Raw genomic sequence first — 24,371 nt, forward strand, 5'->3', positions numbered from 1 at the left:
CTTCAGGTGGCTCAGACCATCGGGTCGCCAACGTGCAGGATCTTCATGCCGTTGGTGCCGCCGGTGGTGTGGTAGCTGTCGCCCTTGGTCAGGATCACCCAGTCGCCTTTCTTCACGACGCCGCGCTTGACCAGCTCGTCGATGGCCTTCTGGCTGACTTCGCTTGGCGGCAGGGACGCCGGGTCGAACGGGATGGTGTAGACGCCACGGAACATCGCGGTGCGGGCCTGGGCTTCGCGGTGCGGGGTGAACGCGTAGATCGGCACCGAGGAACGGATACGCGACATGATCAGCGGGGTGTAGCCGCTTTCAGTCAAGGCGATGATCGCCTTCACGCCCGGGAAGTGGTTGGCGGTGTACATGGTGGCCAAGGCAATGCTTTCGTCGCAGCGCTCGAAGGTCTTGCCGATGCGGTGGCTGGAGGTCTTGCTGGTCGGATGCTTTTCCGCGCCGATGCAGATGCGGTCCATGGCCTGGACAGCTTCGAGCGGGTAGGCGCCGGCGGCGGATTCGGCCGAGAGCATCACGGCATCGGTGTAGTCGAGCACGGCGTTGGCCACGTCGGACACTTCGGCGCGGGTCGGCATCGGATTCTGGATCATCGACTCCATCATCTGGGTCGCGACGATCACCGCCTTGTTGTGGCGACGGGCGTGCAGAATGATTTTCTTCTGGATGCCCACCAGCTCGGCGTCGCCGATTTCCACGCCCAGGTCGCCACGGGCCACCATCACGGCATCGGAGGCTTTAATCAGGCCGTCGAGGGTTTCGTCGTTGGCCACGGCTTCGGCGCGCTCGATCTTCGCCACCAGCCAGGCGGTGCCGCCGGCTTCGTCGCGCAGTTGGCGGGCGTACTCCATGTCAGCGGCGTCGCGCGGGAAGGACACGGCCAGGTAGTCCAGGTCCATGGCCGCGGCCAGCTTGATGTCGGCCTTGTCTTTTTCGGTCAGGGCCGGGGCGGTCAGGCCACCACCGCGACGGTTGATGCCCTTGTGGTCCGACAGCGGGCCGCCGATGGTCACGGTGCAATGCAGTTCGGTGCTGGTGGCGGTGTCGACGCGCATCACCACGCGGCCGTCGTCGAGCAGCAGCTCGTCGCCCACGCCGCAGTCCTTGACCAGGTCCGGATAGTCGATGCCGACGATGTCCTGGGTACCTTCGGTCAGCGGGTGGCTGGTGGAGAAGGTGAACTTGTCACCGATCTTCAGCTCGATGCGCTTGTTGGCGAATTTGGCGATACGGATCTTCGGGCCTTGCAGGTCACCCAGCAGCGCGACGAAACGCCCATGCTTGGCGGCCAGGTCACGCACCAGCTTGGCGCGAGCCTTGTGCTCGTCGGGGGTGCCGTGGGAGAAGTTCAGGCGGGCGACGTCCAGGCCAGCCAGAATCAGCTGTTCGAGAACTTCCGGCGAGTTACTGGCCGGGCCAAGGGTAGCGACGATTTTGGTACGACGGACGGACATGCAAAGACTCCTGAGTTCAAGCGCAACGAGAGGCTACTATGGTCCGCAGCTGTAGTCATTGTTCGTTTGCACTACTTATTCGTTTGTTTCTTTAAACGAACATTCCTGAAGATTTTCCAACGCGGGTCGATAACGTGCACAAGACAGGAGAACCCCCATGCGATTCGTGCTCATTGCTGCCCTGGCCGTCAGTGTTGTCGGCTGTACCCGCTGGTCGATGGACCATCATCTGAATACCGCCTACCGCGCCTACGACGCCGGCAACTGCGAACGGGTGATGCTCGAACTGAGCCAGGTCGACCGCACGAGTCGTTCGCGCCCTTATATCCAGCCTGAAGTATCGATGCTGCGCGGACAGTGCCTGGAGCGGCAGAAGCTGTTCCTCGATGCCGCGCAGACCTATCAGTACATCATCACCGAACACCCCAGCAGCGAGTACGCCTACCGTGCCCGCGCGCGCCTGGAAACCCTGCAGCAACTGGGTCATTACCCTTCGCGCAACAGCGCTCAGGCGCGTCCGACCGCGTTGTAACAATCGTCATCAGGCTATTGCTGATCTCGCGTGAGCCTTGAGCTAACATCTGTGGGCCTGTTTTAGAGTATTGTTTCTAAAATGGGCCGGCCGGGGTCGACAGTCCTCGGCGCGACGATGCGCAATGACCTTCTTAAATAGCGATGCATGACATGTTCACGGACCGGCGGATCGAGCGGCACCAGTTGCCGTGTTTTTTGAAAGTCTTCAATCGGCTGACCGATCGACCCATCGGTTATCTGGGCAACGTCTCCGAAGACGGCTTCATGTTGATCAGCCAGTTGCCGATGCTGATCGGCGCCGATTTCGAATTGCGCCTGCAGGTGCCCGGTCGCGACGGCCAGCTGCAACCGATCGAGATCACCGCCTCTTGCCGTTGGTGCCATGAGGATGTCACGCCCCATCATTACGACACCGGCTTCGTGCTGCTGCGTTCGCCTCCCGAGTACCGCGAGCTGGTGATGGCCTTGCGCAGCTACTTCAGTTTCTACCCGGTGCAGACCTCCGCCTGACCGCTACAGGGTCCCGGCCTTTTTCCAGCTGAGGTAACGGGTCACCAGTTCCGCTCCCAGTTCACCCGGCCGCACATCGAGCAGGGCAACGCCCTGGGCGCTCAGGCGTTCATGCAGGTCGGTGCGGGCATTCAGGTAATTGATCGTGCCGCAGTAGGTCAGGGCGTCGGACAGGTTGTGCACCGGCGCCTGGCGCAACTGATCGAGGACTTCCTCGCGCAGGCTGGCCACCAGCACCCGGTGCTGGCGCCCGAGGCGCTTGACCGCGGTCAGCAATTCCTCGTCGTCTTCGTCCCGCAGGTTGGTCACTAGCACTACCAGGGCCCGGCGCTTCTGCCGGGCCAGCAGCTCGCTGGCGGCGGCCTGGAAGTCGGCGCAGCGCTGGCTGCTGTCCAGGTCGTAGACAGTGTTGAGCAAGGCGCTCAACTGCCCCGCGCCCTTGACCGGCGCCAGATAGCGGCGGCGTTCGCCGGCAAAGGTGCTCAGGCCCACCGCGTCGCCCTGGCGCAAGGCGACATAACTGAGCAGCAGGCAGGCGTTGAGCGCGTGGTCGAAATGCGCCAGTTCGCCGTCCTGGCTGCGCATGCGCCGCCCGCAGTCGAGCATGAAGACGATCTGCTGGTCGCGTTCGTCCTGGTACTCGCGGGCAATCGGCGTGCGTTGCCGGGCGGTGGCTTTCCAGTCGATCTGGCGCAGGCTGTCGCCCTCGCGAAACTCACGCAGCTGGTTGAACTCCAGGCCCAGGCCTCGGCGCGGCTGTTGCCGCACGCCGATCTGGTTCAGCCAGTTGTCGACGGCCAGCAGCCGGGCGCCGTAGAGGCGGGCGAAATCCGGGTAGACGCGCGTGCTGTCGTCGAGCTTCAGCAACCGACGCGCCGACCACAGGCCCAGCGGACTGGGCAGGCTGACCTCGCAGCGCTCGAAGTTGAAATGGCCGCGCTTGAGCGGGCGCACCCGATAACCCAGTTCCTGCGACTGGCCCGGCTCCAGGAGCAGCGACTGCGGCAGGTATTCGAAGCCCAGGCCATCGGGCACATGATCGAACAGCTCCAGGGTCAGCGGTTGGGCAAAGTCGTGGCGAACCTCCAGGCGCACTTCGCTCCAGCGCCCCAGGGGCAGGCTGCCGGGCAACTGGCGCCGCAGTTGGGGCGAAGGCAGGCGCCTGAGCCGGAAGGCGTCCAGCACGGCCAGCAGCAACAGGGCCAGGAGCAGGCCCCAGGCAATCGCTTGCAGGCTGGCCGCGACCGCCAGGCCGTAGGCACGCGCGGCGCCGAGCAGCACGTCCAGCGCCAGCAATACGCCGAGCCAGGTCAGAAACAGGCGTGAGGGCTTCATCGCTTTGGCGGGCTCACAGTCGTGGCGCCGGCACTTGATCGAGCAGTTGCTTGAGCACCTGCTCCACCGACAAGCCTTCGATATCCAGCTCCGGGGCGATCCGCACACGATGCCGCAGCACTGCCAGGGCGCAACCCTTGATGTCATCCGGAATGACGAACTCACCGTCGCGCAGCAAGGCCCTGGCCCGGGCCCCACGGACCAGGGCGATCGACGCGCGCGGCCCGGCGCCGAGGGTCAGCCCCGGCCAGCTGCGAGTGGCCCGGGCCAGCCGCACGGCGTAGTCGAGGACCTGCTCGTCCAGCGGCAGGTCGCTGGCAATCCGCTGCAGGGCCAGCACGTCCTTGGCCTGCAGCAGGGTACGCAGCGGCTGCATGTCGAGCATGTCGGCCCGGGGCGAGCGGGTGACCTGGCGGACCATGTTCAATTCCTGGTCGCTGTCCGGGTAATCCATGCGCAGCTTGAGCATGAAACGGTCGAGTTCGGCTTCCGGCAGCGGGTAGGTGCCTTCCTGTTCGATCGGGTTCTGCGTGGCCAGGACCATGAAGGGCTGGGTGATGGGCAGCGCCCGGCCTTCGAGGGTGACCTGGCGCTCCTGCATGGCTTCGAGCAGGGCGGCCTGGGTCTTGGCCGGCGCGCGGTTGATCTCGTCGGCCAGCAGCAAGTGGGTGAACAAGGGGCCCTTGCGCAGCTTGAACTGCTCGGTCTGCAGGTCGTAGACCGCATGGCCGGTGACGTCGCTGGGCATCAGGTCCGGGGTGAACTGGATGCGCGCGAACTCGCCGCCAAAGCAACGGGCCAGGGCGCGCACCAGCAAGGTCTTGCCCAGCCCGGGCACGCCTTCGAGCAGCACGTGGCCACCGGCGATCAGGGCAGTGAGCACGTCGTCGATCACCGCGTCCTGGCCGATCACCACTTTTTGCAGTTCGTGGCGCAGGACCTGGGCCAGCTGGCTGGCGCGCTGGCGTTGCTGGACGGCATGCGCTTGGGCATGACCGGGCTCGGTGGCGGGAAGCGGTTCGGCGGGAAGGTCGCTCATAGGGCATTCCTGAGAGTTTGCAGGTGGGTGACCAGGCGGCTGAAGTCGGCGCTGGAAAGGCGTTGTGCCGGCTGGGGAGCCAGGGCCTGGCTGATGACGCTGTCCGGTTGCCGGGTAAGGCGGGCCAGGACCTGCCCTTGTTCGGTGGCGGTGAGTCGTTCGAAACCGGGATGACGATGCTGGGCGCGGCGCAGGATGTCCTGCTGCAGGCTATGCAGCAGCCCCTGCTGACCGGTGTGGCGCAACAGGAAGTGAGCGCTGGCTTGCAGGTGCTCGCGCAACTGGCGCCGGGCCCTGGGCATCGGGGCCTGCATCGGTCCGTGGCGAACCCCGACATGCCACAGCAACAGGCCGAGCAGTGCGGCGAGGGCCACCAGCGCCTGGGGGAAATACTTCAGCAGCAGGCTCCAGAGGCTGTCGTGATCGGTGTCGAACAGCAGGGTGACGTCGCTGTCGGCGCTCAGGTACCAGAGCAGCCAGGCGTTGTCGTACTTGGCGATCAACGGAGTCTTCCAGATCTCGGCATCGGTGAGCACGGTCACCGAACCCTGGCCGTAGCTCAGTTGCATCATGTGGGTGGCCCGGGCGCTGTTGGCCCAGGACCGGGCGAGGTTGTCCGGGTCTTCCAGGTGGAAGTCGGTGTCGAAACCGATGTAGGCCGGCGCATCTTCGTCTTCCAGGTAGAGCTTGGTCAGTTTCGGGTAGGGCTCTTTGCCAGCGCCGGGTGGAGGGGCTTTCAGGTCCTTGCTGAGAAACTGGCGCAGGTGCAGGCGATCGAGCAGCAGGTCGCCGCTGCGTCCGGCCTCTTTATTCCACAGCGCTTCGGCGACGAACAGCAGGCGCCCGCCGGCCCTGGCCCAGTCCAGCAGTTGCTCGACCTGCTGCGGCGTCATGTTCGAGCGCTCGCCCAGCAGCAACAGGCTGTTCTGCTGCGGCTTGAGGGTCGGCAGCACCTCCAGGCCGTTGGCGTGGTGAACCTGCAAGCCGCGCTGGCGCAGGAACATTTCCGCCGCCAGGTATGGGTTGGCGCGGGCTTGCGGAGAGGGGCCGTGATCGATGGTTTCCTGGTAGGGCCGGGCGTTGAGGTAGAGGTACAGCAGCAAGCCGCCGAGCAGGCCGGCGACCAGCAGCGCGAGCAGCGGCAGCAGGCACCGGTTCATCGTGGTGCTCCCGGGCCGAACAGGGTACGCCAGCCATCGCACAGCTCCTGCTTCAACTGCGCGGGAGGCAGGCGATGACCGTAGGCCAGGTTCTGCCAGTGTTGGGTCAGGCTGTTGCTGAACGCCTGCAACTGGGGCAACTGCAAAGCCTTGATCTGCTCGAGGACCTGGCCCTCGGTGTCCGCCGGTTTCAACGGCAGGCGGAAGTCATGCAGGAGCCGGCTCAGCAGCGCGCGGTACAACAGCCCGAGGGCTTCGCGTGGCTGCTGTGGCCAGAGCGCTTCGGCAGCGGCGGCGACATCCTCGGGCAAGGCGTCGGGGCTGAGGTCCAGGCCGAACAGCTGGTGTGGAGCGGCTCGCGCGGGTAGCTTGCCCGGCAGCGGACGGCGGCCGACAAAGGCTCGCAACCCTTCACGATGACGCCATACCAGCAGGGCCAGCGCCCCCAGCAGCAGGGCCCAGAGCAGGATCTCCAGGGCTTTGGCCGCGGCGCTGAAGACGCTGCTGTCGAGCCGATCGTTCAGGGCCTTGAGCCAGCCCGGCAGTTCAGAGTGTTCAGCGCTTTTCGGGCTGTCTTCGTCGAACCGGTAGCGGGTCACGGTCTGCGGGTTCTTGAAGGGCGGCTGGTCGAGGATCTGGCTGATGCTGTCTTTCGCGGCCTGGCTGGTCAGCGGCTGATCCAGCAGGCGCGGGCTGTCAGGGCTAGTGGCCGGCTCGGCGGCCCAGGCATCGGACGGCAGGGGCAGCAGGCTCAGGCTGCCCAGGACCAGCAGCAGGGCGACGCCGCTCAAGCGCTGCCGCAGGCGGCGCAGCACCAGTTCGATATCCCAGGCCTCCAGCAGCGTGCGGCGATTGAGGTAGAGGCTGAAGCCGCAGGCGACGTACACCGGCTCCCAGACAATCAAGACCAGAGCATAGAAAGCGTTGGTCAGGTGTTCGAGCCAGAGCCAGTCCTGCTCGGCGGCGGCAATTAACGTCTGCCAGTCCCAGTCCAGCTCGATCTGTTGTGGCAGCAGCAGATAGAACAACGCCAGCAGGCCGATCCACAAGATGCCTTCCAGGTGCATGCCGATCAGGGTCAGCCAGTGCGCGGCCCCGGCATTGCGCTGTTGCAGCACCCGCACCCGTTGCTGGCGCGCCTCGCCGCTCAGGCCCTCGAGCTGCACCACGGGCATGATGAAACTGCGGCTCAGGCTCAGGCGGCGCCAGGTCAGGCTGGCCAGCAGTTGCGGCTTGAGCAGCCTGGGCCATTGGCGCAGGGCCTGGCGCAAGGTCGGGGTTTCGCCGAACAGGGCTTTGGCGAGGATGTACAGCGGCAGCCGTTCGAAGGCCGGCTTGAGCCACCAGAACAGCAGCAGGGCAAGGGTGGGCGAGTCCCAGAGCAACAGGCTGAGCAGGACGAATACCGGCAGGGTGATCAGCGCCCAGCTGGTCATCAGCAGGCGTCGGTGGCGCTGGCTCAGCAGCACGCCCAGGTCCATGGCTTCCCAGGTCGTGCGCGGGCGAATCACCACGCTGGCTTCACTCAGGCGCATGGCGGCGTCCAGCGAATATCAGGTAGGCCAGGACCAGCAGCCAGCAGATGCCGCCGACCAGGTATTTGATCCAGGCCGCGGGCCAGGTCAGGGAGGACCAATAGGCTTCGATAAAGGCAGCGATCAGCAGGAACAGGATGACCCCGCAGATCAACTGCACGCTGGTGCGCGCGGCCAGCAGCAAGGCTTCGCCGCGGGGCAGGCGTCCGGGGGCGATCAGCGCCCAGCCCATTTTCAATCCGGCCGCGCCGGCCAGGGCGATGGCGCTGAGCTCGAAGGCACTGTGGCCGACGACAAACGACCAGAAGGTGGCGCCATAGCCGATCTGGGTCAGGTGCCCGGCCACCGCGCCGATGGTCAGGCCGTTGAAGAACAGGAAGAACAGACTCCCCAGGCCAAACAGCAGGCCGCTGGCAAAGGTCTGAAAAGCGATGCCGATGTTGTTCATGATGTAGTAGCCGAACATCATCCAGTCTTCGCCGGCGGCCCGGTTGGCGAGGCGGCCCAGGCGACTGGCGCCTGGATCGTAGAGGCGTTGCATTTCGGCCACCTGTTGCGGGCTGACCACGCTGTAGATCAGTTCGGGCACCAGGTACACCAAAAGGCCGATACCCAGCAGGCTGCCAAAGAACACCAGGCTGGCGGCCAGGACGAAGCGCCATTGTTCGCGCACCAGCTGCGGGAAACCGGCCAGGACAAAGCCCAGGACCCGGGCGCCCAACGGGCTGCGTTGGCGATAGAGCTGCTGATGGCCGCGCAGCGCCAGTTGTTGCAACGGGTCGACCAGGAAGCTGCTGTAGCCGCGTTCCTGGGCCAGGGCCAGGTGTTGGCACAAGCGGCGGTAATCCTCGGGGAAACGGGCATAGGTCTCGGGCGTTGCCTGGCCGCGTTCCAGTTGTTCGAGCTGTTCGCGCAGGTGCTGCCACAAGGCTTGATGACGGTTTTCGAACAGGCTCTGTTTCATGTCGGCCCCAGCAGTCCGCGGGCGATGCCATTGAGTTCGTCACGGGCCTGCGCGGGTGTTACATGCAGAGGCTCGGCGAGTAGCGCGGCCAGCTCCTGGACCCGGTCCGCGGACAGTTGTTCCTGGCGTTCGGCGAAGCTGAGGATGGCCCGTTGTTCAGTCAGGCTCAGGGCGAAGGCGGCGGTCCTGGCGGGCACTGCCGGCAAGGTCGGGCGAACCACCGGCTGCTCGCGGTAGATCACCATGGTGCCGGCCGCCAGGTCGCCGAGGCGCTTGAAGGTTGGGTGCTGCAGGCAACTGATGGCGCCGAGGCAATAACCGAACGGCAGCATGTCGACAAAACGCAGCAGGTTGCGGGTCAGGGAAGGGCCCCAGCCGATGGGCGTGCCATCGTCCTGCACGACCCGCAGGCCCATCAGTTGCTTGCCTGGCGAGCAGCCCTGGTTCAACACCTCGAACAGCACCATGTACCACCAGCTGACCAGAAACAGCAGGATCGAGCCCAGCCCCATGCCGAGCTGGCCGAGAAACCCCAGGACAATAAACAGCACGCCGAGGATCAGGCCACGAAAGCCCAGGTCGATGGCAAAGGCCAGGGCACGCGACATCAGCCCCGCCGGCCGCAGCGGCAGGTCGATGCCTTCTGGCGTTTCGACCTGGTAGCGGGTGTCCAGTGGCGGGGGCAATGCTTTCCCTGGCAGTGCTGTCGTCTCGAGCATAGGCAACTTGAGGCTGGCCTGGTGGCGATGGATGACCGCCTGATGCTAGCAGTGTCGGAGGGGCGAACGACATCATTTACTGTGTCGCGTGACGTGCGCCGTTACCCTTGAATCATCACAAGGCTGGCCGCGGCCGGTGCCAAGCGCCTAGACTTTGCCGGTCTTTTGCTCAGGAACAGCCCGTGACTTCCATCTTCTGGTACGACTACGAAACCACCGGCATCAACCCGCGCTGCGATCGGCCGTTGCAGGTGGCGGGGATTCGCACCGACTTCGAACTCAACGAGATCGGCGAGCCGGTCAATCTTTACTGTCAGCCCAGCGACGACATCCTGCCCCATCCAGCGGCCTGCATGATCACCGGCATTACCCCGGGCCGGCTGGCCGAACAGGGATTGAGCGAAGCCGATTTCATGACCCGGGTGCACGCCCAGCTGGCGGCACCGGGCACCTGTGGCGCCGGCTACAACACCCTGCGCTTCGACGACGAGATGACCCGCTACAGCCTGTACCGGAATTTCTTCGACCCTTATGCCCGCGAGTGGCAAGGCGGCAACAGCCGCTGGGACCTGATCGATGTGGTGCGCACCGCCTATGCCTTGCGCCCGGAAGGGATTGTCTGGCCGCGGGACGAGGAGGGGCGGGTGACCCTGAAGCTGGAGCGCCTGACCGCCGCCAATGGCATCGATCACGGGCATGCCCACGAAGCGCTGTCCGATGTGCGCGCCACTATTGCCCTGGCCAGGTTGATTCGGGACAAACAGCCGAAGTTGTATGAATGGCTGTTCCAGTTGCGCAGCAAGCAGAAAGTCATGGACCAAGTTCGTCTGCTGCAACCGCTGGTGCATATTTCCGGACGCTTTTCCGCAGCGCGCAGTTATGTCGGCGTGGTCCTGCCGCTGGCCTGGCATCCGCGCAACCGCAACGCCCTGATTGTCTGTGACCTACACCTGGACCCGCAGGGATTGCTCGAGCTGGACGCCGAGACGCTGCGCCAGCGTTTGTATACCCGCCGCGAAGACCTGGCCGAAGGCGAGTTGCCGGTGCCGTTGAAGCTGATCCATATCAACCGCTGTCCGGTCGTCGCGCCGCTGAATGTGTTGCGTGGCGAAGATCAGCAGCGTTTGCAACTGGACATGGCGGAATATAAGGCCCGGGCGCTGCGGCTAAGTGACGCACAAGAAGTTTGGCGGGATAAACTTGCGGCTATTTATGCCAGCGAGGACTTTGCCCCTAGCGTCGATCCCGAGCAGCAGTTGTACGACGGTTTTATCGGCGATCGCGACCGACGCTTATGCGAACAAGTGCGCAATGCCGAGCCGCTTCATTTAGGGCAAGAGCAATGGCCGTTCGATGATGAACGTTTGCCCGAATTATTATTTCGTTATCGCGCCCGTAACTTTCCTGAAACCTTGAACGGGGAGGAGCAAGAACGCTGGAAGTCATTCTGTCAGCAGCGCCTGTGCGACCCGCAGTGGGGAGCGCCCAATACCCTGGAAAGTTTCAATCGGGCGGCTGCCGAACTACGGGTGAGTGCTACAACGATTCAGCGCCAGGTGCTGGATGAATGGCAGGATTACAGCCGGTCGCTGGCCCTGCGTTTCGGGCTTTGATTGTTCGGCTTAGTACATTTCGGGCATTTGCCGGAAATAAAAAAACGCCAGCAAGCTGGCGTTTTTTCATAAGGTCGCAAATCCCTCTGTGACGGGTGTACGGCTTAACCCAGCAGGGTTGCCCAGCCTTCTACCACGTCGCCGCCCCACTTGGCTTTCCACTCTTTCAGGGTTTTGTGGTTGCCGCCCTTGGTTTCGATGACTTCGCCGTTATGCGGGTTCTTGTATTGTTTGACCTTGCGTGCGCGCTTGGTGCTGGTCGCTTTGGCGGCAACACGTGGCGCCTTAACTTTCGAGTCCGGATCCAGCAGCGCGATGATGTCGCGCAGGGACTTGGAGTATTCACCCATCAGGGCGCGCAGTTTGCCTTCGAATTCCAGCTCGGCTTGCAGTTTGTCGTCTTGCGACAGGTTCTTCAAACGGGCTTGCAGCTCTTTGATAGCTTCTTCTGTGGCGCGGTATTCGTTGATCAGGGACATGAGAATTGCCTTATGTTGAGTGCTGAGTGGCAGGTGATAGTGGTGTAATAATAGTCAGGCAGTTTCCTCAAGTAAACAATAAAGCCGGCTTTTATTTAATTTGATTAGAGTGTTTGGCAAAGACCCTGATTGATGAGTTAAATATTGTGAACGAGTCCGCACGACTATTTCCCACAAAGTTATAGGACTATTTCCAAGTGTGACTGATTTCCCTCCCGCATCGGGCATGAGCCCTACAGGCTGCTCAGAGGAATCGGATTCCGACATCACGAATACTGCAGTTTTGTCGCGCAATCGCTAGAATGGCGGCCTTTGCGAAGTTCTGGAGTTTCCCCCTCATGCGCACTTTTCGGTTGGTGATTTCCTGCCCGGACCGCGTTGGCATCGTTGCCAAAGTCAGTAACTTTCTGGCGTCCCACAACGGCTGGATCACCGAAGCCAGTCACCACTCTGATGACCTGAGTGGCTGGTTCTTCATGCGTCACGAAATACGTGCCGACTCTTTGCCGTTCGGCCTTGAAGCCTTTCGCGAAGCCTTTGCGCCGATTGCCGAAGAGTTCTCGATGGACTGGCGCATCACCGATACCGCGCAGAAGAAACGCGTGGTGTTGATGGCCAGTCGCGAGTCCCACTGCCTGGCGGACCTGTTGCACCGCTGGCACAGCGACGAACTCGACTGCGAGATCTCCTGTGTGATTTCCAACCACGACGACTTGCGCAGCATGGTCGAGTGGCATGGCATTCCTTATTACCACGTGCCGGTCGACCCTCAGGACAAGGAGCCGGCGTTCGCCGAGGTCTCGCGCCTGGTCAAGCAGCACGACGCCGAAGTGGTGGTGTTGGCGCGCTACATGCAGATCCTGCCGCCAGAGCTGTGCCGCGAATACGCGCACAAGGTGATCAACATTCACCACAGCTTCCTGCCGTCGTTCGTCGGCGCCAAGCCTTACCACCAGGCTTCCCTGCGTGGTGTGAAGCTGATCGGCGCGACCTGCCACTACGTGACCGAAGAGCTGGATGCCGGCCCGATCATCGAGCAGGACGTGGTCCGTGTCAGCCACAGCGACAGCATCGAAGACATGGTGCGTTTCGGCCGTGACGTCGAGAAAATGGTCCTGGCCCGCGGCCTGCGCTACCACCTGGAAGACCGCGTGCTGGTGCACGGCAACAAGACTGTCGTGTTCTGATCCAGAGTGCTCTGACAAATAGCGCTCTGATCGAATCCGCCGGACTCGGGCATCCAAGCCCCGGTCCGGCGATTTTTCATGAGGATCGACCGATGAGTGATCCACTGGACAAAGCCACATCCAAGGCACCCGCCACCCTCGGCGAGGGCTGCCTGAGCCGTTACGACCCGGACGACATGAGCGTCGAGGACGGTACCGAGTTTCCCGGCGCCGCCGAGTTGTGGCAGCAGTTGCGGCAGGATGCCCTGGATACAGAGCCGCCTAAGCCTGCTTGAGCTTCATCAGGGTGCGCAGCAAGGGGCGCCCGACCATCATCAGGAATACCGGCCCGCCGGCCAGCAGATAGAAATAGTAGGTAACGGCCCGCCAGATCAGGATGGCCGCGGCCGCCGTCGACTTCCCCACCATGGGCGCCAGCAGCGCCGCCGATGTCAGCTCCGCCGCTCCCGCGCCGCCGGGCAGCAGGCTGAATTGCCCTGCGCTCAGGGCGAGCATCTGGATCAGAAAGGTCCAGGCCCATTGCAGGTCCACCCCTAGCCCGCGCAACGCCAGGTACAGCACGCTGTAGCGCAGCGCCCAATGCATGCAGGTCAGGGCAAAGACCCCCGTCAGGGTCTGCCAGGGCAGTTTCAGGCTATCGCCGAAGGCCTTGAGGAAATGCAGCCATTTGCGTGCCCGGCGCCGACGGGTCGCGGGGCGAATCTTGAAGGGCGCAAGCAGATGGCCGCTGAGCAGGATCAGGCGACGGTGGTAGCGGACTACCGCCAGGCAGATGCATAACCCGCCGAACAGCGAAAGACTGCTGAGGGCCAGCAGCCATTCCAGGCGCTGGCTGAGGTTCTGGAACAGCGCGTAGAACAGGATCCCCAGCAGCGCGCAGAGGAAGAACAGCAGGTCGCTCAATTGATCCATGGCAAACACCGCGCTGCCGTGAGCCGGGCGCACGCCGTTACGCGCCAGCAGGGCCATCAAGGTCAGGGGGCCGCCACTGCCGCCGGGCGTGGCGCACATGGCGAACTCGGTGGACATCACTACCGCCAGACTCTTCCAGCGTCCCAGACGGCCGCGGTGTCGACCCAGCAGCAGGCTCAGGCGCAGCGAATTGATGATCCAGCACAGCAGAATCATGCTCAGCATGCCCAGCAGCAACGGCAGGGAAAAACGCTGGACCCGCCCCCACAGTTCGCCGCCGCCCAGCAGCAGCGGCACCAGGATTGCCGCCAGCAAGGCCGTGGCCAGCCAGATCGCCCGGCTCACGGGGTACCGCGTGCCCTTGGCGGCTGGGTGTCGAGCCAGTCGGCCTTGGTCAGTGGCTGGCGTCCTTGCTCCAGCAGGCGTTCGAGGGTGTCCAGCCAGTACTGGCGCGAGTCGGGGTGACGCATGTCCACCGGGTGCAGGTCGAGGCGAATCACCGATGCCTGCTGCCAGCGTCGTTCGCGTTGCAGGCTGACCAGCCGGGAGGCTTTGCGGCGCCAGGCGCTGCGGGCGCTCCACACCAGGCCGGGGGCGGCGATCGGCGAGAAGTCCGGCAGCCGGTACAGGTGCTGCGGGCCGCTGGTGTAGCGCAGGGGCAGTTGGCGCAGGGCCTGGCGCGTACCCGGGCTCATCAGCCAGGCGGGGGCGACGAACCCCTGCAAGGGCCAGTTGTAACGCTGGAACAGTTCCAGCCCGGCATGCAGGCGTGCCAGGGCGGCGTTTTCCGAGAGGCTGTAGAACTCACCCTCATGGGTGTACACACGACGCATGAACCAGTCATACGGGGTGCGCGGTGGCGGACCCTCGTCGCAATGGAAGTAACCGTGCAGCACCAGTTCGTCGCCGCGTTCCAGGCGCGCGCTGAGCAGCCGGCGAAAGCCGGGATGAGCATCGAGCGGGTTGTGCCGGTGAAAATCCGGTACCACCAGCCAAGTCATCGGCACGTTGCCCATGGCGTCGACGGCTTCGACGAAGGGTTGGTAGTCGATCCAGGTTTGTGGCGCGACATCGTGCAATACCAGCAGCACGCTGGGCACCCCGGCGGACTCAACCATGGGCCAGCATCGGCTGCTGGGTGCCGAGCACGGCTCGATAGTGCTCCAGCAGGCTGGCGACCACCGTATCCCAGGCGTAATAACGTTCGACATGGCGACGCGCCCGTTGGCCTCGCTCGGCGCAGCCTTGGGCGAACAGCTCCTGCACGGCATGGGCCATCGCCAGCGGATTGTTCGGCGCACAGAGCAAGCCGCCTTCCGCGGTGACGATTTCCTGGAAGGCCCCGGCGGCCACCGCCACCACGGGAATGCCGCTGGCCATGGCTTCGAGGATCACCAGGCCAAAGGTTTCCTGGTCCCCGGCGTGGACCAGGGCATCGGAGCTGGCCATCAGGCGGGCGACCTGAGGGGCCGGGCAGAACTCGTCGATCACCGTGACATTCTCCGGCACCGCCGTCGGCATGGCCGAGCCCACCAGCAGCAGGTGGTAGCGCTTGCCCAGGCGTTGCATGCAGTTGAGCAGCACCGGTAGGTTCTTTTCCTTGGAGCCGCGACCGGCAAAGATCAGCAGGCGGCTGTCTTCGGCAACCCCCAGTTCGGTGCGCAGGTCGGGGTCGCGATGGCTCGGGTGGAAGGTCTGCAGGTCGACGCCCAGCGGCTGCACATGGACGTTGCGCACGCCCAGGCCGATCAGTTTGTCGGCCATGATCTGGCTGGGGGCCAGGACCCGGTCGAAGTTGCCGTACAGCTTGCGCACGTAGGCCTCGACATTCGGGGTGAACCAGGGGCCCATGCGGTTGCTGACCAGTAGCGGCAGGTCCGAGTGATAAAAGCCGATCACAGGTACATCCAACTGGCGCCGCGCATCCAGGGCCGCCCAGGCGGTGAGGTAAGGGTCGCCGACTTCGATCAGGTCCGGTTGCAGGCCATGGAGAATATTGCGCCAGGGCCCCAGGCGCAGGGGAAAACGGTAGCCCTTGCCAAAGGGCAGGGCGGGAGCGGGGACTTCATAGATGCCGTCGCGTTCGCTGAAGTGGGCCCCGGGGATCAACAAACTGTGGCGGATTCCTGGTTGGCGTCCCAGGCGACGATGCTTGGCGTCCAGATAAGTGCGCACGCCACCGCTGGCAGGGGCGTAGAACATGGTTATGTCAGCGATATGCACGATGATCATCCCTCCGATCCGGTGTTCTCCCTAGGGTTGACCCTTATCAAGGATAGATGTTCGGTCGGGATGCCGTGGCGGTTGGCGATGCGTCTGGATGAACGGTTTGCTGCGGATGCGGGAGGGATTGTTGGCAGTCCGGTGCCTGGGTGTTGCCCAGGCACCGGATGGCTGAAGGGATCAGATACGGAAACTGCCGACCAGTTGCTTCAGGCGTGCGGCCTGCTGCTCGAGGTCGGAACAGGCGCGCAGGGTCGACTGCAGGTTTTCCACCCCTTCCTGGTTCAGGGTGTTGATCTCGGTGATGTCCATGTTGATCGACTCCACCACCGAGGTCTGTTCCTCGGTCGCGGTAGCCACGGACTGGTTCATGCCGTCGATCTCGCCGATGCGCTGGGTCACGCTGTTCAGGCGTTCGCCGGCCTGGTTGGCGATCTCCACGCTGTCCTGGCTGTGGCGCTGGCTGTTGCTCATGGTGCTGACCGACTCGCGGGCGCCGACCTGCAACTCCTCGATCATGGTCTGCACCTGTTGCGCCGATTCCTGGGTGCGGTGGGCCAGGTTGCGCACCTCGTCGGCAACCACGGCGAAGCCGCGCCCGGCCTCGCCCGCCCGCGCCGCCTCGATGGCCGCGTTGAGGGCCAGCAGGTTGGTCTGCTGGGAGATGCTGGTGATGACTTCGAGGATCTGCCCGATGTTCACGGTCTTGCTGTTGAGGGTTTCGATGTTGCTGCTGGAGGCGCTGATCATGTCCGACAGCTGGTTCATCGCCAGGATGCTGCGGTCCACCACTTGCTGGCCGTCCTCGGCCAGGCTGCGCGCGTCGCTGGCTTGTTGCGAGGCCTGGGCGGCGTTGCGGGCGATTTCCTGGGCGGCGGCGCCGAGCTGATTGATCGCCGCGGCCACGCTGTTGGTGCGGCTGGCCTGCTCGTCGGAGTTGAGCATCGACGAATTGGAGGCGCTGACCACGCGCAGGGCTACTTCGTTGACGTGCTCGGTGGCCGACGACACTTCGCGGATCGAACCGTGGATGCGTTCCACGAAGCGGTTGAACGCGGTGCCGAGGATGCCGAATTCATCCTGGTTCTGGATGGTCAGGCGGCGGGTCAGGTCGCCTTCGCCGTCGGCGATGTCCTGCATGGCGCGGGTCATGACATGCAAGGGTTGCATCAGCACCCGGATCAGCATGCCGAGCAGGGCGATAATGATGGCCACGGCGATGACGGTGGCGATGATGGCCGAAGCGCGGAACTCGCTGAGCATCGAGAACGCCTTGTCCTTGTCCACGGACAGGCCGATGTACCAGTTCACCGACGGCAGGCCCTTGATCGGGGTGAAGGTGACGATGCGGGTCTTGCCCTCGACTTCGATTTCGCTGAAATCGCCACTGATGCGTGGCGTGTTCTGCGGGTAGGCCTCGCTCAGGCTCTTCATCACCAGCGCCTTGTCCGGGTGCACCAGGATCTTGCCGTCGGCGCTGACCAGGAAGGCATAGCCCATGCCGTCGAAATCCAGGGCGTTGAGGGTTTCGATCAGGGTTTGCAGGCTCAGGTCGCCGCCCACCACGCCGATGCTCTGCCCGCCGTTACGCGAGGCGGTGGCGACGGAAATGATCAACTGGCCGGTGGCTGCATCTATATAGGGTTCGGTGAGGGTCGAGCCGCTGCTGCTTTCGGCGCCCTTGTACCAGGGGCGAACGCGCGGATCGAAGCCGTCGGGCATCTTCGCGTCCGGGCGGATGGTGAAGCTGCCGCTGGCATCGCCCAGGTAGGAGGCCATGAAGGTCGAGGTCAGGGCCTTCTGTTCGAGCAGGCTGGCCACCTTGGTCGATTGCGGGTCGATCGCCAGGTTTTGCGCCAGGTTTTCGATCAGCAGGATGCGCCCGGTGAGCCAGGTCTGGATGTTGCTGGCGGTCACATCGCCCATTTCATGCAGGTAATTGTCCAGGTCTTCGCGGATCGCATTGCGCTGTAAATAGTCGTTGTACAGCGTGAAGGAAGCGAAGGCGGCAATAACGATGAGGGCGGCGGCAAGCAGGATTTTATGGCTGAAGCGCAGGTTTTTGTTCATGGCTTGTGGTGTCCGCTAGGTCTTAATGTCACGAGCGTGCTCTTATAAAAGCGCGCAAAATGGGCGGGGTTGAAAGTAAGTTGATATTTCCACCTCTCCTTGGGGAATTATCTGAACTATTTTTCAGTCTTTTCTGATCTATCGGCCGGTCAAGGCTAAAGATTAACCATGGGTGACAAAATGCCGGATTCATCGCAACTCGTTATCGGTGCCGACCTCGCGGGGCAACCGATTGCCCAGGCCATGCGCCTGGCAAATCGTCACGGGCTGGTGGCAGGCGCTACCGGGACAGGGAAAACCGTCACCTTGCAGCGACTGGCGGAAGCGTTCAGCGATGCCGGTGTCGCGGTGTTCGCCGCGGACATCAAGGGTGACCTGTGTGGCTTGGGCGCCGCGGGCAATCCCCAGGGCAAGGTCGCCGAACGTATTGCCGGGATGCCGTGGCTGAACCACAAGCCCCAGGCTTATCCGGTCACGTTGTGGGACATTCACGGGCAGTCCGGGCACCCGCTGCGCACTACCCTGAGTGAAATGGGCCCGCTGCTGCTGGGCAGCCTGCTGGAGCTGACCGACAGCCAGCAATCGGCGTTGTACGCGGCATTCAAAGTGGCCGACCGCGAAGGGCTGTTGCTGCTCGACCTGAAAGACCTCAAGGCGTTGCTCAACCACCTCAAGGACAACCCGCAGTTGCTGGGGGATGACGCGGCGCTGATGACCACCGGCTCCAGCCAGGCCTTGTTGCGGCGCCTGGCGACTCTGGAACAGCAGGGCGCCGAGGCCCTGTTCGGCGAGCCGGCCCTGCAACTGGAAGACATCCTGCAGCCGGCCAGTGACGGGCGCGGGCGGATCCACCTGCTCGACGCTAGCCGCCTGGTGCACGAAGCGCCCAAGGTCTATGCGACCTTCCTGTTGTGGCTGCTGGCCGAGCTGTTCGAGCAACTGCCGGAGCGCGGCGATGCGGAAAAGCCGCTGCTGGCGCTGTTTTTCGACGAGGCCCACCTGCTGTTCGCCGGCACGCCCAAGGCGTTGCAGGACCAGCTGGAACAGGTGGTGCGGCTGATTCGCTCCAAGGGCGTGGGCGTGTACTTCGTCACCCAGTCGCCAGGCGACTTGCCGGACGACGTGCTGGCGCAACTGGGGCTGCGCGTCCAGCACGGCTTGCGGGCCTTCACCGCCAAGGAACAGAAGTCCTTGCGCGCCGTGGCGGACGGCTTCCGGCCGAACCCGGCGTTCGATGCGCTGTCGGTGTTGACCGAGCTGGGGATTGGCGAGGCGCTGGTCGGTACCCTGCAGGAAAAAGGCACGCCGGAGATGGTCCAGCGAGTGCTGGTGGCACCGCCGCAATCGCGCATCGGGCCGCTGACCGAGGCCGAGCGTGCAGCGCTGATCAACAGTTCGCCGTTGGTCGGCCGCTATGACAAACCGGTCGACCGCGAGTCGGCCTATGAAGTGCTGATGGGACGCAAGGGCCTGGCGCCGGAGGCCGAGGCTGCGCCGGGCAAACCGGCCGCCGAGGAGCCGAGCTTTACCGATCGGGCCGGCGAGTTCCTCGGTACTGCCGCCGGTCAGGCCCTGAAGTCCGCCATGCGTCAGGCTGCCAATCAACTGGGACGGCAACTGGTGCGCGGGCTGATGGGGTCTCTGCTGGGGGGCAGCAAGCGCCGCTGATCGGCGGCTGGTCGGTCACGCCCGTGGTTTGGCGTGGCTGGCCAGGCGCTCCAGGGCGGCGCGCAGGTTGGGATCGGTGATGCCGTCGGCGGTGGCCTGAATGGTCTCGGCGGCGTTGCTCGACAGGTCCATGGTGTGGCCGGCGGCGCCTCGTTGCACAGTGGGAGGCTGCACTTTGAACAGAATCCGCGTCAGATTGTTGAACTCATTGAACTCCAAAAGCTGACGTTGCAGGCGTTTTTGCTGATAACGCAGGCGCGTCGCCCAGTGGCCGTCGGTGACGATCAGCAGCAGGCTGCCTTCGCGCCAGGAGGCAACGTGGCAGTGTTCGCGCGCGGCCGGTTGCAGCTGGCTTTCCAGCAGGCGCTGCAGATGCGCCAGGCGCTGGGCGTGGCCGAGTATGGCTTTGAGAGGCTTGGCTTCGCGAAGGAGTACGGCGGGTGCTCTGGCCGTAAGAGGGCGAAATGCCATGATCAGACACCTGAAGTTACAGAGCCGCCATGGTAGCAGAAAGCGCTGGCCGGACCTCGCTCATCGCTGCGACGAGGCTTTATCCATTAAATCAATGGTTAACTTCGTACTCGTCCGGGTTGAAACTGGCGCAAAAGGCCTTATTGTAAGTGAGCCCCGTCACAGCGCTGTACCAGCATCGTGGAATAACGCCACTTTCCTCACCATCGTTTCCGGGTAGAATACTCGTTCGCATGCGGCCATGAGGGCTGCACGGGCGACTCACGGGGCCGCCCTCCATCCCTATGTGTGGAAGATCCTGCCGATATGTTTGCGCCTTTGTTAAAGAAACTTTTTGGAAGCAAGAACGAGCGTGAAGTCAAACGCATGCTCAAGACGGTACAGATCGTCAATGCCTTCGAAGAGCAAATGGTGGCCCTTTCGGACGATCAGTTGCGCGCCAAGACTGCAGAGTTCAAGGCCCGCATAGCCAAAGGTGAAAACCTCGACAAACTGCTTCCCGAAGCCTTTGCGGTCGCCCGCGAAGCCGGCAAGCGGGTCATGGGTATGCGCCACTTCGACGTACAGTTGATCGGCGGCATGACCTTGCATGAAGGCAAGATCGCCGAAATGCGTACCGGTGAAGGCAAGACCCTGGTAGCAACACTGGGCGTTTACCTCAACGCGCTGTCCGGCAAGGGCGTGCACGTGGTCACGGTGAACGACTATCTGGCCCGCCGCGACGCCAACTGGATGCGCCCGCTGTATGAATTCCTCGGCCTGACGGTCGGCGTGGTCACGCCGTTCCAGCCGCCGGAAGAGAAGCGCGCCGCCTACGCCGCCGACATCACCTACGGCACCAACAACGAATTCGGTTTCGACTACCTGCGCGACAACATGGCTTTCAGCATGGAAGACAAGTTCCAGCGCGAGCTCAATTTTGCCGTGATCGACGAAGTCGACTCGATCCTGATCGACGAGGCCCGTACCCCGCTGATCATCTCCGGCCAGGCCGAAGACAGCTCCAAGCTCTACACCGAGATCAACAAGCTGATCCCGCGCCTTGAGCAGCACATCGAGGAAGTGGAAGGCGAGGTCACCAAGGCCGGTCACTTCACCGTCGACGAGAAGACCCGTCAGGTCGAACTCAACGAAGCCGGTCACCAGTTCATCGAAGAGATGCTGACCCAGGTCGGCCTGCTGGCGGAAGGCGAGAGCCTGTACTCGGCGCACAACCTGGGCCTGCTGACCCACGTCTATGCCGGTCTGCGCGCGCACAAACTGTTCAATCGCAACGTCGAATACATCGTCCAGGATGGCCAGGTGGTCCTGGTGGACGAACACACCGGTCGTACCATGCCGGGTCGCCGTCTGTCCGAAGGCCTGCACCAGGCCATCGAAGCCAAGGAGAACCTCAACATCCAGGCCGAAAGCCAGACCCTGGCGTCGACCACCTTCCAGAACTACTTCCGTCTGTACACCAAGCTGTCCGGCATGACCGGTACCGCGGACACCGAAGCGTTCGAGTTCCATCAGATCTACGGCCTGCAGGTGATGGTGATTCCACCGAACAAGCCGCTGGCTCGTAAAGACTACAACGACCTGGTGTTCCTGACCGCGGACGAGAAATATGCCGCGATCATCAATGACATCAAGGAATGCATGACCCAGGGCCGTCCGGTTCTGGTGGGTACCGCGACCATCGAAACTTCCGAGCACATGTCGAACCTGCTCCAGAAGGAAGGCATCGAGCACAAGGTCCTGAACGCCAAGTTCCACGAAAAAGAAGCGGAAATCATTGCCCAGGCCGGTCGTCCGGGCGCCCTGACCATCGCCACCAACATGGCCGGTCGTGGTACCGACATCCTGTTGGGCGGTAACTGGGAAGTCGAAGTCGCCTCCCTGGAAAACCCGACCCCCGAGCAGATTGCCCAGATCAAGGCCGACTGGCAGAAGCGCCACCAGCGAGTGCTGGAGTCCGGCGGCTTGCAGGTGATCGCGTCCGAGCGTCATGAATCGCGCCGCATCGACAACCAGCTGCGTGGTCGCGCCGGTCGTCAGGGCGACGCCGGTTCCAGCCGTTTCTACCTGTCCCTGGAAGACAGCCTGATGCGCATCTTCGCCTCCGACCGGGTGAAGAACTTCATGAAGGCTCTGGGCATGCAGTCCGGCGAAGCGATCGAGCACCGCATGGTGACCAACGCGATTGAAAAGGCCCAGCGCAAGGTAGAAGGCCGCAACTTCGACATTCGCAAGCAACTGCTCGAGTTCGACGACGTCAACAACGAACAGCGTAAAGTGATCTATCACATGCGTAACACGTTGCTGGCCGCGGACAACATCGGCGAGACCATCTCCGACTTCCGCCAGGACGTGCTCAACGCCACCGTCAGCGCGCACATCCCTCCACAATCGCTGCCTGAGCAGTGGGACGTGGCCGGTCTGGAAGCTGCGCTGCAAAGCGACTTCGGTGTGTCCCTGCCGATCCAGCAATGGCTCGACGAAGACGATCACCTGTACGAAGAAACCCTGCGCGAGAAGCTGCTCAACGAGCTGGTGGCGGCGTACAACGAGAAAGAAGACCAGGCCGGTGCCGAAGCACTGCGCACCTTCGAGAAACAAATCGTTCTGCGCGTACTGGATGACCTGTGGAAAGACCACCTGTCGACCATGGATCATCTGCGTCACGGTATTCACCTACGTGGTTATGCGCAGAAGAACCCGAAACAGGAATACAAGCGCGAGTCCTTCACCCTGTTCTCCGAGCTGCTGGATTCCATCAAGCGCGACTCGATCCGTGTGCTGTCGCACGTTCAGGTTCGCCGCGAGGATCCGGTCGAGGAAGAGGCGCGCCTGCGCCAGGAAGCCGAGGCGCTGGCCCAGCGCATGCAGTTCGAGCATGCCGAAGCCCCGGGCCTGGAACAGCCGGAAGCGCTGGAAGAGGGCGTCGATGTCGACGTGGCCCTGGCTTCGGCTCCGGTACGCAACGAGCAGAAACTGGGCCGCAACGAACTGTGCTACTGCGGTTCGGGCAAGAAGTACAAACACTGTCACGGCCAGATCAACTAAGATTTTCGCCAGACACTGAAATACCCGCGCCGCGACCGGCATCAGCCGTCGCGGCGTTTTTCCATTCGCCGCACTGCCTTTTGCGATGGCGGTGCACACATCAGGTTAAAGAGGAGCGCATTCATGGCTGTTGGTCTTGGTCCTTTGCCAACGTTGCACCCGGTTGCCGGTTTTGAACTTGGTATCGCTTCGGCGGGCATCAAGCGCCCGGGGCGCAAGGATGTTGTGGTCATGCGCTGTGCCGAGGGCTCTACGGTGGCCGGTGTGTTCACCTTGAACGCGTTCTGTGCCGCTCCGGTGATCCTGGCCAAGCAGCGCGTGCAAGGCCCTGTGCGTTACCTGCTGACCAACACCGGCAACGCCAACGCCGGTACCGGTGAGCCAGGCCTGGCCGCCGCGACCCGCACTTGTGCCAAGCTGGCCGAGCTGGCTGGCGTCGATGCCCGCGCCGTACTGCCGTACTCCACCGGGGTCATCGGCGAGCCGCTGCCGGTCGAGAAGATCGAAGGCGCGCTGCAGGCCGCACTGGATGACCTGTCCGTGGACAACTGGGCCGCCGCCGCCAAGGGCATCATGACCACCGACACCCTGCCCAAGGGTGCCAGCCGTCAGTTCCAGCACGATGGCGTGACCATCACCGTCACTGGCATCAGCAAGGGCGCGGGCATGATTCGTCCGAACATGGCGACCATGCTCGGCTACATTGCCACCGACGCCAAAGTCTCCCGTGAAGTGCTGCAGAACCTGCTGCTGGATGGCGCCAACAAGTCGTTCAACCGCATCACCATCGACGGCGATACCTCCACCAACGACTGCTGCATGCTGATCGCCACCGGCCAGGCAGCCCTGCCGGAAATCACCGAGGCCAGCGGCCCGCTGTTCGCCGCGCTGAAGCAGGCGGTGTTCGACGTGTGCATGGAAGTGGCCCAGGCCATCGTGCGTGACGGTGAAGGCGCGACCAAGTTCGTGACGGTCGAAGTCAACGGCGGCGGCAATCACCAGGAGTGCCTGGATGTCGGCTACACCGTGGCCCACTCGCCGCTGATCAAGACTGCGCTGTTCGCGTCCGACCCGAACTGGGGGCGTATCCTGGCCGCCGTCGGTCGTGCCGGCGTGCCGGACCTGGATGTGAGCAAGATCGACGTTTTCCTCGGTGAGGTGTGTATCGCCAGCCGTGGCGCGCGTGCCGCCACCTACACCGAAGCCCAGGGCGCGGCGGTGATGCAGGAGGAAGAAATCACCATCCGCATCGAGCTGGGACGCGGTGATTGCAGCGAAACCATCTGGACCACCGACCTGTCCCACGAGTACGTGAAAATCAACGCGGAATACCGTACCTGATACACCGCTACTCGCTTCTACATGGACGCGACGCATCACGTGTAGGAGCGAGCCTGCTCGCGATGGAGGCCCCGGGCCTCCATCTCCTCTGAAAGGTGCC

The 24,371-nt window shown here is 63.4% G+C and carries 21 protein-coding genes; 8 read left to right on the plus strand and 13 right to left on the minus strand.

The features are described 5' to 3' along the window. Nucleotides 1-11 precede the first annotated feature (11 nt). Nucleotides 12-1,463, minus strand: a complete 1,452-nt coding sequence (pyk, locus tag CRO75_RS08575) for a pyruvate kinase (RefSeq protein WP_007931191.1) — start codon at nt 1,461-1,463, stop codon at nt 12-14. Nucleotides 1,464-1,620: 157 nt separating this feature from the next. On the opposite strand from pyk, the gene CRO75_RS08580 reads away from it, so the two are divergent. After that, a complete protein-coding gene (locus tag CRO75_RS08580) occupies nt 1,621-1,995 on the plus strand; it encodes a hypothetical protein (protein ID WP_009045314.1) in 375 nt (124 codons plus the stop codon). Nucleotides 1,996-2,147: 152 nt separating this feature from the next. Beyond that, nucleotides 2,148-2,507, plus strand: a complete 360-nt coding sequence (locus CRO75_RS08585; RefSeq protein WP_062826250.1) for a PilZ domain-containing protein — start codon at nt 2,148-2,150, stop codon at nt 2,505-2,507. Between the two features lie 3 nt (nt 2,508-2,510). Here the strand turns inward: CRO75_RS08585 and CRO75_RS08590 are convergent, their stop codons facing one another. Genes CRO75_RS08590 through CRO75_RS08615 form a run of 6 tightly spaced genes read right to left on the minus strand, consistent with a single transcriptional unit; the run spans nt 2,511 to nt 9,259 of the window. Continuing rightward, complete coding sequence (locus CRO75_RS08590; protein WP_097134986.1) at nt 2,511-3,842, minus strand: DUF58 domain-containing protein; 1,332 nt, start codon at nt 3,840-3,842, stop codon at nt 2,511-2,513. Between the two features lie 13 nt (nt 3,843-3,855). After that, nucleotides 3,856-4,881, minus strand: a complete 1,026-nt coding sequence (locus tag CRO75_RS08595; RefSeq protein ID WP_097134987.1) for a MoxR family ATPase — start codon at nt 4,879-4,881, stop codon at nt 3,856-3,858. Then, on the minus strand, nt 4,878-6,041 hold the full coding sequence (locus tag CRO75_RS08600) for a DUF4350 domain-containing protein (protein WP_097134988.1): 1,164 nt from the start codon (nt 6,039-6,041) through the stop codon (nt 4,878-4,880). The genes CRO75_RS08595 and CRO75_RS08600 overlap by 4 nt, the downstream gene beginning before the upstream one ends. Further along, nucleotides 6,038-7,576: a DUF4129 domain-containing protein gene (locus CRO75_RS08605; protein WP_097134989.1), complete on the minus strand. Its 1,539-nt coding sequence runs from the start codon at nt 7,574-7,576 to the stop codon at nt 6,038-6,040. Before CRO75_RS08605 ends, CRO75_RS08600 begins: the two co-directional genes overlap by 4 nt. Next, nucleotides 7,563-8,540, minus strand: coding sequence for a stage II sporulation protein M (locus CRO75_RS08610; protein WP_097134990.1), 978 nt, complete (start codon nt 8,538-8,540; stop codon nt 7,563-7,565). Before CRO75_RS08610 ends, CRO75_RS08605 begins: the two co-directional genes overlap by 14 nt. Next, nucleotides 8,537-9,259 carry an RDD family protein gene (locus CRO75_RS08615; RefSeq protein ID WP_097134991.1) on the minus strand — a complete coding sequence of 241 codons (723 nt, stop codon included), beginning with the start codon at nt 9,257-9,259 and terminating at the stop codon, nt 8,537-8,539. The genes CRO75_RS08610 and CRO75_RS08615 overlap by 4 nt, the downstream gene beginning before the upstream one ends. 182 nt (nt 9,260-9,441) lie before the next feature. Between CRO75_RS08615 and sbcB the strand changes: the two genes are divergently transcribed. Then, nucleotides 9,442-10,872 carry an exodeoxyribonuclease I gene (gene sbcB / locus CRO75_RS08620; RefSeq protein ID WP_097134992.1) on the plus strand — a complete coding sequence of 477 codons (1,431 nt, stop codon included), beginning with the start codon at nt 9,442-9,444 and terminating at the stop codon, nt 10,870-10,872. Nucleotides 10,873-10,976: 104 nt separating this feature from the next. On the opposite strand, the gene mvaT is transcribed toward sbcB, so the two are convergent. Continuing rightward, the gene (gene mvaT / locus CRO75_RS08625; RefSeq protein WP_097134993.1) at nt 10,977-11,351 is read right to left on the minus strand and encodes a histone-like nucleoid-structuring protein MvaT; all 375 of its coding nucleotides are present in this window, start codon (nt 11,349-11,351) and stop codon (nt 10,977-10,979) included. A 338-nt stretch (nt 11,352-11,689) separates the two neighbouring features. On the opposite strand from mvaT, the gene purU reads away from it, so the two are divergent. Continuing rightward, the gene (purU, locus tag CRO75_RS08630) at nt 11,690-12,538 is read left to right on the plus strand and encodes a formyltetrahydrofolate deformylase (protein ID WP_097134994.1); all 849 of its coding nucleotides are present in this window, start codon (nt 11,690-11,692) and stop codon (nt 12,536-12,538) included. Between the two features lie 92 nt (nt 12,539-12,630). Next, nucleotides 12,631-12,813: a hypothetical protein gene (locus CRO75_RS08635; protein WP_097134995.1), complete on the plus strand. Its 183-nt coding sequence runs from the start codon at nt 12,631-12,633 to the stop codon at nt 12,811-12,813. Here CRO75_RS08635 and CRO75_RS08640 read toward each other — a convergent pair. From CRO75_RS08640 to CRO75_RS08655, 4 genes are all read right to left on the minus strand, one after another. Further along, on the minus strand, nt 12,800-13,795 hold the full coding sequence (locus CRO75_RS08640) for a lysylphosphatidylglycerol synthase transmembrane domain-containing protein (RefSeq protein ID WP_097134996.1): 996 nt from the start codon (nt 13,793-13,795) through the stop codon (nt 12,800-12,802). The genes CRO75_RS08635 and CRO75_RS08640 overlap by 14 nt on opposite strands. Next, a complete protein-coding gene (locus tag CRO75_RS08645) occupies nt 13,792-14,568 on the minus strand; it encodes a DUF2334 domain-containing protein (protein ID WP_177409735.1) in 777 nt (258 codons plus the stop codon). The genes CRO75_RS08640 and CRO75_RS08645 overlap by 4 nt, the downstream gene beginning before the upstream one ends. Next, nucleotides 14,561-15,682 (minus strand): glycosyltransferase family 1 protein, encoded by a 1,122-nt coding sequence (locus CRO75_RS08650; protein WP_097134997.1) that lies wholly within the window; start codon nt 15,680-15,682, stop codon nt 14,561-14,563. The genes CRO75_RS08645 and CRO75_RS08650 overlap by 8 nt, the downstream gene beginning before the upstream one ends. Before the next feature lie 171 nt (nt 15,683-15,853). Then, on the minus strand, nt 15,854-17,743 hold the full coding sequence (locus CRO75_RS08655) for a methyl-accepting chemotaxis protein (protein WP_009045301.1): 1,890 nt from the start codon (nt 17,741-17,743) through the stop codon (nt 15,854-15,856). A gap of 180 nt (nt 17,744-17,923) precedes the next feature. Between CRO75_RS08655 and CRO75_RS08660 the strand changes: the two genes are divergently transcribed. Then, on the plus strand, nt 17,924-19,411 hold the full coding sequence (locus CRO75_RS08660) for a helicase HerA-like domain-containing protein (RefSeq protein ID WP_097135013.1): 1,488 nt from the start codon (nt 17,924-17,926) through the stop codon (nt 19,409-19,411). Between the two features lie 15 nt (nt 19,412-19,426). On the opposite strand, the gene CRO75_RS08665 is transcribed toward CRO75_RS08660, so the two are convergent. Next, nucleotides 19,427-19,882 (minus strand): DciA family protein, encoded by a 456-nt coding sequence (locus CRO75_RS08665; protein WP_007931160.1) that lies wholly within the window; start codon nt 19,880-19,882, stop codon nt 19,427-19,429. 306 nt (nt 19,883-20,188) lie between these two features. On the opposite strand from CRO75_RS08665, the gene secA reads away from it, so the two are divergent. Next, entirely contained in the window at nt 20,189-22,930 is a 2,742-nt protein-coding gene (gene secA / locus CRO75_RS08670) for a preprotein translocase subunit SecA (RefSeq protein ID WP_097134998.1), read from the plus strand. A gap of 123 nt (nt 22,931-23,053) precedes the next feature. Beyond that, on the plus strand, nt 23,054-24,271 hold the full coding sequence (gene argJ, locus CRO75_RS08675; protein WP_097134999.1) for a bifunctional glutamate N-acetyltransferase/amino-acid acetyltransferase ArgJ: 1,218 nt from the start codon (nt 23,054-23,056) through the stop codon (nt 24,269-24,271). The last annotated feature ends 100 nt before the right edge of the window (nt 24,272-24,371 follow it).

Origin of the sequence: Pseudomonas sp. LAMO17WK12:I10 (assembly GCF_900215185.1) — a bacterium.
Taxonomy (GTDB): domain Bacteria; phylum Pseudomonadota; class Gammaproteobacteria; order Pseudomonadales; family Pseudomonadaceae; genus Aquipseudomonas; species Aquipseudomonas chlororaphis.